An 11,674-nucleotide genomic window follows, 5' to 3' on the forward strand; every position below is an offset into this window, starting at 1 on the left:
GTAGCGAAAACCACCGTGGGTTTCGCACTTCCCTGGGCAGGGGCAACCCCTGCACCTTGGCGAGAAAGAAATGCTAATCGTGAAATGTCGAGGACGACATTTCACTCTCAGGTTCCTCGGGGAATTGGTCGAACCGCATCCTTGCGTGTCCCGCGAAATAGCGAGACTAGATAGCGGGTGAGGTGGCGGGATGAGCAGGATTACCCCAATTTCATGGAAGCGTCTCCGATGCGTGTTCGAACTCGACGGGTTCGTCTTCAAGCCCGGCAGGGGTGATCACTGGAAGGGCGAGAAAGCGGGCGTGGCGAGGCCGATTGTCATTCCAGCCTACGACGAGGTGGGTCTCGACATCATTAAGTCATGCATGCGGACGGCGGGAATGACGCGCGAACGCTATCTGCAATTGCTAGAGAAGTGTTGAGCCCGTTTACGCGGAGGCTGCTCGGCTGTGTGCGCGATCGATCGAGAACGGCAGCGGGACCGTCACTTCCATCCGCCCGCGTGCAGCCGTTCTTGACTTCGAATTGCGGCCAACCGCCGGCACAAATCCCGCTTCGCGCAATACGATTTCCAGGGTGCCGCGCTCATAACAACTGAGCAGAAAAGTTGCGAGCGCGTCCTTCAAATTTCGCTCGGCCTGCTCCCGCGAGTGGCCCTGCGAGTGCACGTCAAGCAGGTTACATGAAGACATGTACCACTTCCCCTTTTTTCTTACTTGGGCGGGGAGCTTAAATTCCATTGATGCTTGCATATCGGCAACCTGCTGATGGTCGTATCATAGCCTCTCACACCGGTGAATCGTAAGAGCCAATTCTCGTATGTGTGCAACGCTTGCGGGCTTTGCTGCCATCAGAAGGTGATCACGCTGTCGCCATATGATTTGTTGCGGCTTGCGCGGGCCGCAGGAATATCGACGCGCGAGACGATCGATCGCTTTACGATTCGTCGCGGGTCGATTTTGAAGTTTACCGATGACGGTGCATGCGTGATGCTCGAAGACGCGCGCTGCGGGGTCCATCGTGGCCGTCCGGTTGCCTGCCGGCTTTATCCGCTCGGAATCGAACGTCGTCAGATTGCGGACGATGAAAACTTTGTGATGCTCGAGCCGGCCGCAGGTTCTCTCGGCCTTTACGGTATCGACGGCTCTGTGAATGATTTCGTCGAGGCGCAGGGCGTGGCTGAGTATCTCGCGGCGAATGCGCGCTATGCGGCTTTGCTCGCTGTCTTTCGCGAGCGCATCGTGGCGACCGTCGATTTCGATCGAGTCGAGCCGCGCGAGTTCTGGCGGCGCGCCGTGCGCGAGGCTCTCGCTGAGTCGAACTACGACGCGAATCCATTGATCGATGCGATGTTCGATGCGGGCGGAATCGAAGGCGCCGGCATCGACGAAGCAGAAATCGTCACGGAACACATTAAGTGCCTCGCGCAAATGGTTGAGCGTGAATCGAATTCGGAAATACTCGCGGCGGCAGCGGTGATGCTCGCAGTGAGTTTGGGATACTCGCCCAACGAAGTGCATTGAACCGCGGTCAGTTCGAAACAGGCGCCGCGGGGCTGGCTTGCGCTGGAGGGGTGGCGTCGGCTGCGCCCAGGTCGTTCAGGATTTCGATCGCGTGGGTGGAAGGATCGACACTGGGATAAACTTTGATGATTTTGCCGTTCTCGTCGATTACGTAGGTGATTCGCCGGTCAAGCCCGAGGATCGGAATCCCGTTCGCGGCGCCGTAGGCAGTTGCGATTTTCTTGTCGGGATCGAGCAAGAGTGGGAACGGCAGGCTGTTCTTGCGGATGAAATCCTTGTGCGCGTCGGCCGTGTCGACGCTGCATCCGAGCACCACCAGGCCGGCGTTGGTGTAGCGCGCGTAGCCGTCGCGGAACGCACACGCTTCTTTGGTGCATCCCGAGGTTTCGTCCTTGGGATAGAAATAGAGAATTACTTTTTTGCCGTGGAAGTCGGCGAGCGACATTGGAGCTTCTTGTTCGCCGGTAATCATCTGGGTCGTGAACGGCGGCGCGATTTGTCCTTCCTTGAGCAGTTCGGCGCGTGCGAATTGCGGGCGTATCGCGACAGTGACGGCAACAATTGCAAGTGCGATTAATCCAATGGTGATCATCTTCATTCGAGGCTTCCACCTTCGAGCTTAACTGCGAGCGCATCGGGAAAGTTCCCGAGCTGTGAGTGAACGGAAAAAGCCAGAATAAGAAATCTTTTTCGATCGGACCCTCCCCCGCGCCGGAGGCGCGGCCTCTCCCTGATAGGGAGAGGCTACACGTAGTAGAGCCAGTCGCGGTAGCGGGGTTCGCGGCCGTGCAGGGTTGCGTGGAAGACTTGCTGCACTTTGGCCGTGATTGGGCCCGGCTTGCCAGCGCCGATTTTGCGATCGTCCAACTCGACGACTGGGGTTACTTCCGCGGCGGTGCCGGTCATGAAGGCCTCGTCGGCGATGTAGAATGCGTCGCGGGCGAAATATTCCTCGCGCACTTCGACTGCGTTGTCGCGGAGAATCTTGATGACGGCATCGCGGGTGATTCCCGCCAGCACCGACGTGAGCGGCGGCGTGCGCACGATTCCGTCGCGCACCACGAACACGTTTTCACCGCTGCCCTCGGCGACGAAGCCTTCGGTATTGAGCAGCAGAGCTTCATCGTAACCGTTGCGGCGGGCCTCGTAGCCGGCGAGGATCGAGTTGACGTAGTGGCCGGTGGCCTTCGCCGCCGGCATCATCGAGTTGTGATGGAATCTCACAAACGATGAGGTCTTGAGGCGCACACCCTTGTCGATGCTGTCCTGGCCGAGGTACGCGCCCCATGGCCATGCGGCGATCGAGACTCGAATCTTGTTGCCGCGCGCCGACAGGCCCATCTCACCTTCGCCGAAGAACACCAGCGGCCGGATGTAGCACTCGGCGAACTTGTTGATGCGCACGACGTCGGCGCATGCCTTGAGCAACTCCTCTGCGCTGTAGGGTACTTCCATCTCGACAATGTGGCCGGACTCGATCAGGCGGCGGATGTGCTCGCGGGCGCGGAAGATTGCGGAGCGACCGTCGTCGCTTTTGTAGCATCGCATCCCTTCGAAGACCGCGAGGCCGTAGTGCAGGCTGTGGGTGAGCACGTGCACAGTGGCCTCGTCGTACGGGACCATCGCGCCGTCCATCCAGATTCGATCGGAGCGGAGATTGTTCGCAGGCATAGTGGAGTAAAAAGTAGTCGATGGTGCGTAGTTAGTCGATGGGCTCAGGAACGGTATCATCCTGTTTTCAATCGGCGGCCCGCCCCACTATCTAGTCGCGCCGGGTGGGATCTGGCGATGGCGTGGACGTGACCGCGCCGTTCATTTCGCTCGAGGCCGAGGCGGCCTGCGCGCCGTGGTGCGAACGGCGGCGACGCCGTCGACGACGGCGTCGATTGCCGGCGGCGGGTGGCGCGCCGGAACTGGCAGCGTCGGCGTTGACACTGGCCACGGCGGGACTCGCGGTGAAGCTGTCGGGATCGGCGAGGAAGCGAATAGTGCGCGTCGAATCGATCGAGTAGGTGGGCGCCGTCATTTCGAAGAACATCCGCGCGTCGGGAAAGTACGGCCGCCGCATCAGGCGCCGCGTGCGGCGGGTCGGCGCAGCGAGATTCTCGAAGGCCTCGTGCAGCAGGCGCATCTGCTCAGTGTCGCCGCGGGCGAAGCCGCGCGCGCGTAGCTCTCCGAGAATGTCGATGCGGCGCGTGCCACCTTCCGCACCGCCGCGGCCGCGCGCACCAGGATGGCGCCGCTGTTCGTCGCGATAGAGGTCCAGCATCAGCACGGCGAGCACGATCGAGTGATCCGGCGCGAGTCCGCTCCCGATCGCGCGGCCGAGTGCGGCCATGTTGCGGACGGCGGGTTGCTCGGCGAGCGTGGCGCCGCGCGATTTGAGATGAGCGGCGAGAATCGGGATTACGTGCTCGAGCAATCCGAGCTCTTCCATCAGGACCAGCGCGTGCGCGGCTTCGGGCTGGCCGAGCGTTTTGTAAGTCTCGTCGACCAGCCGCGGCACGCTGGCCTTGTCGAGGTCGGCGCGATGGCGTCCGATGGCGGCGCGCGTGGCGGGCTCGATTTCGAAGCCGAGCTTGGCGGCAAATCGCACCGCGCGCATCATGCGGACGGGATCCTCGCGCATCCGCAACTCTGGATCGCCGATGGTGCGAATCAGCCGCGCTTCGAGATCGTCAACGCCGCCCGGAAAATCGACCACATGAAAAGTTTGCGGACTGTAGAACAGCGCGTTGACCGTGAAGTCGCGGCGGAACGCGTCTTCCTCAGGCGTGCCGAAAGTGTTGTCGAGGCGAATCAGCGGATCGTCGGTATCGGCGACGGCTTCGGCCTGTTTGCGAAAAGTGGCGACCTCGACATTCTGCCGCCCGAAGAAAACATGCACGAGGCGAAAGCGCCTGCCAATGAGGCGCGAGTTGCGGAACAGATCGCGGACCTGCTGCGGATGCGCCGAAGTGGCGACGTCGAAATCCTTGGGCTTGCGCGAGAGCATCAGGTCGCGCACGCCGCCACCGACCAGGTACGCGTCGTAGCCGGCGCCGGACAGACGATAGAGGACCTTGAGGACGTTGGCGTCGATATCCCGCCGCGAGATGGGATGTTCGGCGCGCGCTAAAATACGAGGTTCCAATTCGACAGCTTCCGTTTGCCCGAATTCGCTCCAAACCTAGCACGACGGCCCGCAGTCTTCATCGGCCCCGAGCATGCGGCGGATCGACCGCGCCGCTTTGCCCGTAAAGCGCGAAAAGAGTTAGGGTAAACGAACAGCAAAAGGAGACTTCCACATGGACAAATTTCTAACTGACGTTAAAAAGCTTCGCGACAGCGCCCGCAAAAATATGGATAAGGGCTCGGTTACCGAGGGCTACAAGGCCGACGTTCACCAGGTGCTGAAAGTGCTCAACGACGTGCTCGCAACCGAACTGGTTTGCGTGCTCCGCTACAAGCGCCACTACTACATGGCGCAGGGCATCAGCTCCGATTCGGTCAAGGCGGAATTTTTGCAGCACGCCAACGAAGAGCAGCAGCATGCCGACTGGGTTGCGGAGCGAATCACGCAGCTCGGCGGCGAGCCTGACTTCAGTCCGAAGACACTCACCGACCGCGCGCACTCGGAGTACGTCGAGGGGAAGACGCTGGTCGATATGATCAAGGAAGACCTGGTCGCCGAGCGGATCGCAATCCAGACCTACTCGGAAATCATTCGATGGCTGGGCGACGGCGATCCGACCACGAAGATCCTGATCGAGCAGATCAACAAGGTCGAAGAAGAGCATGCCAACGACATGTTGGACCTGCTGACCAAGATGGGCTGACGATTCGCGTCGAGAAGGAGACGGGGCGCGGCTGAGATTCAGCCGCGTCTCCAACCAGGACTGGCGATATCCGATTCGCCGATGCCCGACTGATGTTCCTCTTCAGCTATCGCGGCGTTGTCCTTGTCCTGGTCCTCTTGGCGTTCTACTCGTACCTGACCATCAGCGGCCGTTACAGCGCGGTGGAACCGTGGATTAACGGAGTGCTGCTCGTGCTCATCTCGCTATTGTTCGTGCGAACCTGGCTTGGATAGAACATCGCGGGTAGCGGCGCGCATTCGTGCACGTCCGCTCTCAGCGCCAGCGGCCGCAGAAAGTTGCTTGACACCAATGGGGCGTGTGCGAGAATTATTTGGAGCGCGCGGGGCATCACGCTTCGCCATCGGGCCACCGGAGACCGCCACGATGAAGTCCGCACGCAGCTTGTTCCTCATCCTTGTCGCCGCGGCGGTGACAGCCGTTTCTTTCGGACTGGCTAGTGCGCAGGGACCCGGTCCGCTGGCCGATCCCAAATCGGAAAACTAGGCGGGCTTTCCCGCTACTCTCTATTCGTGGGTGATTCCGCCCGACAATCAGCAGACGCCGGCGAAGATTGCGCTCGGTAAGTCGCTGTTCTTTGAAGATCGGCTGTCGGCGGACGGCAAAATTTCGTGCGATCACTGTCATGGGCCCGCCAAAGGCTTCACCGACGAGCTGCCGACCTCGATGGGTATCCATGCGCAGTTGGGGCAGCGCAACGCGCCGTCGGTGCTCAACGCGCTGTTCAACGTGACGCAGTTCTGGGACGGACGCTCGCCAACGCTGGAGGCGCAGATCGAGGGGCCGGTGACCAATCCGGTCGAGATGGGCATGAAGTCGACTGACGACGCGGTGGCGGCGATCAAAGCGATTCCCGAGTACCAGAAACAGTTCCAGGATGTGTTCGGGCGCGACGTCAACTTCGCCGATATCGAGCGCGCGATCGCGGCGTACGAGCGTACGCAGCTCGCGTTCGACTCGCCGTTCGACAAATTCATCAATGGCGACCAAAGCGCGATCAACGAATCGGCCAAGCGCGGATGGTCGATTTTCAACGGCAAGGGCCGCTGCATGTCGTGTCACGGATGGAATCCGACGCAACCGCTGTTCACCGATCAAAAGTTTCACAACATCGGAGTGTCGGCACATAAGTCGGACTTTGTGCCGCTCGCGCACAAAGCGCTCGACTTGCTGAGCACGAGCGGCGGCGACTCGATAGCGATCGACAAGCTCGCGATTGGCACCGACATGAGCGGGCTCGGGCGCTTCCTGGTGACCAAGCAGCCGCACGATATCGGATCGTTCCGCACGATGAGCTTGCGCAATCTGCTGGTCACGCAGCCCTACTTCCACGACGGCTCGCAAGTGACGCTGTGGGACACGATCGATCACTACAACAAGGGCGGAGTACAGAACCCGTATCTCGACGGCGGAATTACTCCGCTCGGACTTACCGAAGATGAAGAAGATGACCTGGTCAATTTTCTCGCGAGCCTGACCAGTCCCGAATACGCCGATGCCTCCAAGCAGGAGTACGACCTGCAGTTCAAACGCTCGCGCACAGACCGGCCGCAGCGCGACGCCGCGGCAGCCAACGGCGACAAAGGTCGCGGTCCGGGACTGGCGGGACCGTTCGGCGACATCGGACCGGCACAAAGCAATGAGAATCCGGCTCAGCTCGGCGGCGACTAAAACTTGATGAAAGAAAGAAGGCAGAGGCGCGATGGCTGCTCGGCATAAAAGCGTCGAAACGAAATACATGGAAGAGCGCGACGCCGCGTTGCGCGGACTGCGCGGTCTCGACCGCCGCACGTTTCTGAAAGTGCTCGCCGCGTCGGCCGGCGCCGTGATGGCGAAGAGCCTGATAGCGCCGCATACGTTCCAGCTGGTCGAGGTCGCCAACGCCGCGCCCGCCAAGGGTTCCGAGACGACGGGCATGGCGGGTCAGCCGCCGTTCACGTTCGCGTACATCTCGGACACTCATCTATATCCGCGCACGCTCAACCAGCGCTTCGTGCGCGGAGCGGTCAAAGCGGTCGAAGACGTCAACGCGCTCGATCCGCAGCCGGACTTCGTGCTGTTCGGCGGCGACCTGGCCCAGACCGGACGTCGCGAGGAGCTCGATCTCGCCCGGCAAATCCTCGCCGAGCTGAAAGCGCCGGTGAAGATGATGGTCGGCGAGCATGACTGGTTCTACGACCTGGGCGAGGCGTGGCAGGACATGTTCGGGTCGCCTAACTACTCGTTCGACTGGAAGGGCGTGCACGTCGTGGTGCTGATGAGCGTGCACGAGAAGGATTTCTGGACGGCGCGAAAATTGACGCCGGCTGAGAGGATGGGAATCGTCGCGGGCCTCGACAACGGAATACAGTCGCGCTTCGAAGTCGGCGACGACGAGCGCAAATGGCTGTCCGACGACCTCGCCAAGGTGCCGCACACGACACCGTTGCTGGTCTTCTCGCATTCGCCGCTCTACAAATACTACCGCAACTGGAATTTCTGGACCGAAGATGCGGAGCAGGTGCAGGCGATTCTGAAACCCTACAAGCACGTGACGGTGATCCACGGCCATACACATCAGATGCTCTACAACCAGATCGGGAACATCAGTTTTTACGGGATGCTCTCGACGGCGTGGCCGTGGCCCTACGCGCCGACGGGGCTGCCGAAGTTGACGGTGCAGATGAACCGCGCGGACCCGTTCGATCAGTTCGACGGGCTGGGCGACGGGCAGCTAAATGTCCGCGCCGACGGATTGGCTGACAAGATTTACAACCTGTGGGATCGCAATCCGGTGTCGGTGAAAGCCGAGTACCTGGTTTCGCACGGCAAGACCGCGCGGCCTCCTGCGCCACAGTTCGCGAGCTACTGAATATGACCCGACGATCGATCGCAATGGCAACTGCCGCGGGATGTGCGGCGATACTGGCGGGCGTGGCCTACGCGCCGCGGGTACTTCGCGCACAACAAGCGCAGCCTCCGCTGCCAATCCATCAGGTGCCGAGTACGAAAGACGGCGGCGTGGTCGTGATGCTTTGCGACGGCAAGACCAGCATGGAAGTGAAGGGCCTGAAGACCGGCGAATCGATGAGTCATGCGCAGGCGGTCAAAGTCACGCGCGAGTTGATGGCGCAGTGGCAGCGCGAGCATCCAAACGAAAAATGGCAAATGGCGCAGACCGATGAGTCGTCGCAGCCGGTGCCAGCGCCGTCCGCGGCATCAGGCGCCGACGTTGCCAAGCCGAGCGGAACGGTGCCCAGTGCGGAAAATACCGGAAAAGCGGCGGCGACAGGAATGCAACAGGGCGAAACCTACGCCAGCTTCACCGATCGCGACTACAAGGTTTGGAAGAACGAGACCGACAGCTTCGTCGCGGAAGGTAAAAAGGTCTTTCACGACGCCAAGGAACTCGGCGGCACGATTGGCGTGAGCTGCGACATGTGCCATCCGGACGCGTCGAATACTCATCCCGAGACCTATCCAAAGTACCAGGTCCAGTTACAGAAGGTGGCGCTGCTGCGCGACATGATCGATTGGTGCATCGAGAACCCGGTGAAGGGCAAGGCGCTCGATCCCAACGATCCGAAACTGCGCGCACTCGAAGCGTACATCCTAGCGCAGCGCAAAGGCGTCCCGCTCGACTACGGCAAGCACTGATCGCGAGTGTTAGCTGCGATGCGTATGTAGTCGGAGCAACATCAACATCAGCATCAGACGATCGTTGTGCGGTTTGAGTTGGCGCACTGTTCTTTCGTCTGCCAGCATGCCGCTGAGGGCCGTGTCGCCGTAGAGCTCGAACGCTGCGCGCTCGTCGCTGCCAATTGAAAATCGTTGCGATGAAGTGACGTTTGCCGGTAGCGGGTGCGCAACTGAAAATCGTCTCGTCGGACTGATTGGATTGCTCAATAGGTGAAGATCGAGCGAAACAGGATGAGCAAAGCTGGCATGGTCAGGTGAGATCGGTGCCGATCGCAGCCGGTCGAACAACGAATTGTTGAGCAAGACTCCGGATTCTAACGCCAGCAGCAGCATCGCTCCTCCGAAGAGCGAAACCAGTGCGATCGTCGCCGCACGCCAGTCACGCGCGCCGATGCTGACTGTGGGTATGTGCGCTTGCGGTTTCATTCGCGTACCCGCGCTGGATCCAGCAAGGACCATACCTACATTTAGTAGGTTTTACTTGTCTATTGGTATAACAAGGCTTGCGAGCTTTACGCGCTGCTTGAGCCCCGCTGACGAGTCAGCGCGTGCGGTAGTAGAGCCACGCACGCTCTAAGATCGCGGCGACATAGAACAGCGCGATCAACGGTGCGACGGCGCGCACGATCGTACCGGGGAGCGCCGGCGGCGGTGCAATTGCGAGCGTGATCACCAGTGTATAGTTGATGATGCCGCCCCAGTGCCCGAGCCGGCTCTTGATTGGACCCGAGGCGCGCGCTCCGATTACGACCGAATCGATCGCGTACTGGCTGAACGACAGCGCGATGAGGATCGGAATGTAGAATGGAATCGCGGCGGCGTTCGCCTCGCAGAAAAGCGCGGCCAGCACGAAGCTCACGTCCGCGATCCCGTCGAGCCATCGCCCGCTTCCGCTCGCCACGCCGAGCCGCCGTGCGATTCGTCCGTCGATGAAATCGCTGCCGGCGGCGACCAGCGCGACAATCGCGAATGCCAGCCGGCCGTGGGGCCCGTGCGCCGCGAGCTCAATCCAGATTGCGGCCAGTGCGAACCTCAGCGCGCTCAGTCCGTTGGGTATCTGCGCGAGCATCAGGTGGCCGCCGCCTGGTTTCGTTGCTTCGCTCGCGGGAGCTGAATGCTCTACAATTGAACTCTTATGCCCGGAAGAACTTCCCGCACGATTCAGGTCGTCAGTCACGGCCCCTCATGCCTCGACGGTGTGATGGCGGCGGCAGCGGTGGCGCGCTTTTACGATGGCCATAAGGTTTTCACGACGCTGGCCGGCAACAACGAGGCCGACAGTGTAATCGGGAATCTGAGGCTCAGGTCCGAAGACAACAACGACGAAATCTGGATCACCGATCTGTCCTGGAATTCAACGGCGACCGGCGCGCATCTGACGGAGCTGAGCGAGCGGGGCGCGCAGATTTACTGGATCGACCACCATCGCACCGCAGTTTCCCGCGCCGATGCCCCCGAGTTCAAGGTGCCATTTGCCGGCAAAGTGTTGAGCGAGCAATATTCGGCGGCGCGCCTGACCTTCAACTTTCTCAGAAAGATGGGGCGCGATCTTCCCGAACGCCAGCGCGCCGAGTTCGACGCCTTCGAGCCGTTCGTGATGATCGCGGACGACCATGATCGCTGGATTCACAAGATCGCGGAATCGCCCGATTGGGCGCTCGCGGTGCAGACGCTCGGCGGGACGTCGTCGTATCGCGAAATCCTGAAAATGCACGAGCCGCGGATGAGCCGCAAGCTGCGCGCCGCGTTCGAGTCGGGTCAGGACGCGATGCGCCGCAGTCTCGAACTGGCCAACGCGACATTGGTCGATCGCAAGCTCGACAACGGAATCACGGTGCGGACCGCGTGCTGTTTCGGCTACAGCAGCGAAGTCGCGGCACATCTCTACCAGGGGCAAACCCGTACGGTCGTCGCGCTGTTCGATTTGCGCAGCCAGGGCGTCAGCTTGCGGCGCAGCTCCGACAGCGAGGTCGATTTGTCGGTCCTCGCGCAGCACTTCGGCGGCGGCGGGCACGCGGCGGCCTCGGGCTTGATGATTCCCGATTTGCGCCGTGTACCAGCCGAGCGGCTGGCCGAAATTCTGGGCGATCAGCTCGAAAAACCCGCAACCTGATCGCGAAGTGGGCCTCTTCCAGGAAATTCGCGGAATATGCCGGGAAGTCGCGGAAGGCGCGGAGTTTGTCCACATCGATCACGCCAAACTGCATAGCTACGCGCTCTCGCTGCCAGCGATGGAAATGGGGGCCCCAAGTCTTGACCCGGCGTATCACTTTCTTGGCCGCGGCGAAGGTACCGCCGCCTTTGTTGTCACACTGGCCGCAATCAATTTCGGCTCTGGATGGTTCCCTCATCTGAAGAAGAGACCGGGGTTGTCTGGATACTACACCGTAGCGGCATCGCTGAATGACTATTTTCGAGCGGAAGGATCGATTCCTGCGAACAGGCTCGCGCTTTTCAACGCCGACGACTGCACATTCATCTTTGGACAGAATCCCAACAACGCTACCGTTCAAGAGTTGATGGATCGATTCGCGACGGCGTTGAATCATCTCGGGCGGTTGGTTGTAGATCGCTACAGCGGCAGCTTCGTCGAGCTGATTGAAAGCGCGGGAGGATC

Annotated in this window: 15 protein-coding genes; 9 read left to right on the forward strand and 6 right to left on the reverse strand. The window is 60.9% G+C overall.

Annotated elements, in window-relative coordinates:
• The first annotated feature begins 190 nt into the window (after positions 1–190).
• Complete coding sequence (locus tag VIW95_RS12500) at positions 191–421, forward strand: hypothetical protein (protein ID WP_331586948.1); 231 nt, start codon at positions 191–193, stop codon at positions 419–421.
• Between the two features lie 6 nt (positions 422–427).
• Here the strand turns inward: VIW95_RS12500 and VIW95_RS12505 are convergent, their stop codons facing one another.
• Entirely contained in the window at positions 428–691 is a 264-nt protein-coding gene (locus VIW95_RS12505; RefSeq protein WP_331586950.1) for a hypothetical protein, read from the reverse strand.
• Between the two features lie 102 nt (positions 692–793).
• Here VIW95_RS12505 and VIW95_RS12510 point away from each other — a divergent pair, with 102 nt between their 5' ends.
• A complete protein-coding gene (locus VIW95_RS12510; protein ID WP_331586952.1) occupies positions 794–1,522 on the forward strand; it encodes a YkgJ family cysteine cluster protein in 729 nt (242 codons plus the stop codon).
• Between the two features lie 7 nt (positions 1,523–1,529).
• On the opposite strand, the gene VIW95_RS12515 is transcribed toward VIW95_RS12510, so the two are convergent.
• The 3 genes from VIW95_RS12515 to pcnB all read right to left on the reverse strand — a co-directional run bounded on the left by VIW95_RS12515 (position 1,530) and on the right by pcnB (position 4,655).
• On the reverse strand, positions 1,530–2,120 hold the full coding sequence (locus tag VIW95_RS12515) for a peroxiredoxin (protein ID WP_331586954.1): 591 nt from the start codon (positions 2,118–2,120) through the stop codon (positions 1,530–1,532).
• 146 nt (positions 2,121–2,266) lie between these two features.
• The gene (locus tag VIW95_RS12520) at positions 2,267–3,193 is read right to left on the reverse strand and encodes a branched-chain amino acid transaminase (protein WP_331586956.1); all 927 of its coding nucleotides are present in this window, start codon (positions 3,191–3,193) and stop codon (positions 2,267–2,269) included.
• Between the two features lie 91 nt (positions 3,194–3,284).
• Complete coding sequence (gene pcnB / locus VIW95_RS12525) at positions 3,285–4,655, reverse strand: polynucleotide adenylyltransferase PcnB (RefSeq protein ID WP_331586958.1); 1,371 nt, start codon at positions 4,653–4,655, stop codon at positions 3,285–3,287.
• Between the two features lie 154 nt (positions 4,656–4,809).
• Here pcnB and VIW95_RS12530 point away from each other — a divergent pair, with 154 nt between their 5' ends.
• The 5 genes from VIW95_RS12530 to VIW95_RS12550 all read left to right on the forward strand — a co-directional run bounded on the left by VIW95_RS12530 (position 4,810) and on the right by VIW95_RS12550 (position 9,015).
• Positions 4,810–5,340 (forward strand): ferritin-like domain-containing protein, encoded by a 531-nt coding sequence (locus VIW95_RS12530; RefSeq protein ID WP_331586960.1) that lies wholly within the window; start codon positions 4,810–4,812, stop codon positions 5,338–5,340.
• 92 nt (positions 5,341–5,432) lie between these two features.
• Complete coding sequence (locus VIW95_RS12535) at positions 5,433–5,594, forward strand: hypothetical protein (protein ID WP_331586961.1); 162 nt, start codon at positions 5,433–5,435, stop codon at positions 5,592–5,594.
• A gap of 301 nt (positions 5,595–5,895) precedes the next feature.
• Positions 5,896–7,050 (forward strand): cytochrome-c peroxidase, encoded by a 1,155-nt coding sequence (locus VIW95_RS12540; RefSeq protein ID WP_331586963.1) that lies wholly within the window; start codon positions 5,896–5,898, stop codon positions 7,048–7,050.
• A 31-nt stretch (positions 7,051–7,081) separates the two neighbouring features.
• A complete protein-coding gene (locus tag VIW95_RS12545) occupies positions 7,082–8,230 on the forward strand; it encodes a metallophosphoesterase family protein (RefSeq protein WP_331586965.1) in 1,149 nt (382 codons plus the stop codon).
• Between the two features lie 23 nt (positions 8,231–8,253).
• On the forward strand, positions 8,254–9,015 hold the full coding sequence (locus VIW95_RS12550; RefSeq protein ID WP_331586967.1) for a hypothetical protein: 762 nt from the start codon (positions 8,254–8,256) through the stop codon (positions 9,013–9,015).
• A gap of 9 nt (positions 9,016–9,024) precedes the next feature.
• On the opposite strand, the gene VIW95_RS12555 is transcribed toward VIW95_RS12550, so the two are convergent.
• Both VIW95_RS12555 and VIW95_RS12560 read right to left on the reverse strand, forming a co-directional pair.
• Positions 9,025–9,390, reverse strand: coding sequence for a hypothetical protein (locus VIW95_RS12555; protein ID WP_331586969.1), 366 nt, complete (start codon positions 9,388–9,390; stop codon positions 9,025–9,027).
• 208 nt (positions 9,391–9,598) lie between these two features.
• Complete coding sequence (locus tag VIW95_RS12560) at positions 9,599–10,126, reverse strand: CDP-alcohol phosphatidyltransferase family protein (protein ID WP_331586971.1); 528 nt, start codon at positions 10,124–10,126, stop codon at positions 9,599–9,601.
• A 66-nt stretch (positions 10,127–10,192) separates the two neighbouring features.
• On the opposite strand from VIW95_RS12560, the gene VIW95_RS12565 reads away from it, so the two are divergent.
• Together VIW95_RS12565 and VIW95_RS12570 are read left to right on the forward strand one after the other, a co-directional pair.
• Positions 10,193–11,170 carry a hypothetical protein gene (locus VIW95_RS12565; RefSeq protein ID WP_331586973.1) on the forward strand — a complete coding sequence of 326 codons (978 nt, stop codon included), beginning with the start codon at positions 10,193–10,195 and terminating at the stop codon, positions 11,168–11,170.
• Between the two features lie 7 nt (positions 11,171–11,177).
• On the forward strand, positions 11,178–11,674 hold a 497-nt coding region (locus VIW95_RS12570; protein WP_331586975.1), incomplete at its 3' end, for a queuosine salvage family protein.

Origin of the sequence: Binatus sp. (SeqCode) (genome assembly GCF_036522015.1) — a bacterium.
Taxonomy (GTDB): Bacteria; Desulfobacterota; Binatia; order Binatales; family Binataceae; genus Binatus.

Excerpts from the sequence above, each read along its gene's own strand:
- VIW95_RS12565 (WP_331586973.1), top strand. The coding sequence starts at position 10,193 with ATGCCCGGAAGAACTTCCCGCACGATTCAGGTCGTCAGTCACGGCCCC.
- VIW95_RS12515 (WP_331586954.1), bottom strand. The coding sequence starts at position 2,120 with ATGAAGATGATCACCATTGGATTAATCGCACTTGCAATTGTTGCCGTC.
- VIW95_RS12545 (WP_331586965.1), top strand. The coding sequence starts at position 7,082 with ATGGCTGCTCGGCATAAAAGCGTCGAAACGAAATACATGGAAGAGCGC.
- VIW95_RS12520 (WP_331586956.1), bottom strand. The coding sequence starts at position 3,193 with ATGCCTGCGAACAATCTCCGCTCCGATCGAATCTGGATGGACGGCGCG.
- VIW95_RS12500 (WP_331586948.1), top strand. The coding sequence starts at position 191 with ATGAGCAGGATTACCCCAATTTCATGGAAGCGTCTCCGATGCGTGTTC.
- VIW95_RS12550 (WP_331586967.1), top strand. The coding sequence starts at position 8,254 with ATGGCAACTGCCGCGGGATGTGCGGCGATACTGGCGGGCGTGGCCTAC.
- VIW95_RS12560 (WP_331586971.1), bottom strand. The coding sequence starts at position 10,126 with ATGCTCGCGCAGATACCCAACGGACTGAGCGCGCTGAGGTTCGCACTG.
- VIW95_RS12555 (WP_331586969.1), bottom strand. The coding sequence starts at position 9,390 with ATGCTGCTGCTGGCGTTAGAATCCGGAGTCTTGCTCAACAATTCGTTG.
- VIW95_RS12530 (WP_331586960.1), top strand. The coding sequence starts at position 4,810 with ATGGACAAATTTCTAACTGACGTTAAAAAGCTTCGCGACAGCGCCCGC.
- VIW95_RS12505 (WP_331586950.1), bottom strand. The coding sequence starts at position 691 with ATGTCTTCATGTAACCTGCTTGACGTGCACTCGCAGGGCCACTCGCGG.
- VIW95_RS12535 (WP_331586961.1), top strand. The coding sequence starts at position 5,433 with ATGTTCCTCTTCAGCTATCGCGGCGTTGTCCTTGTCCTGGTCCTCTTG.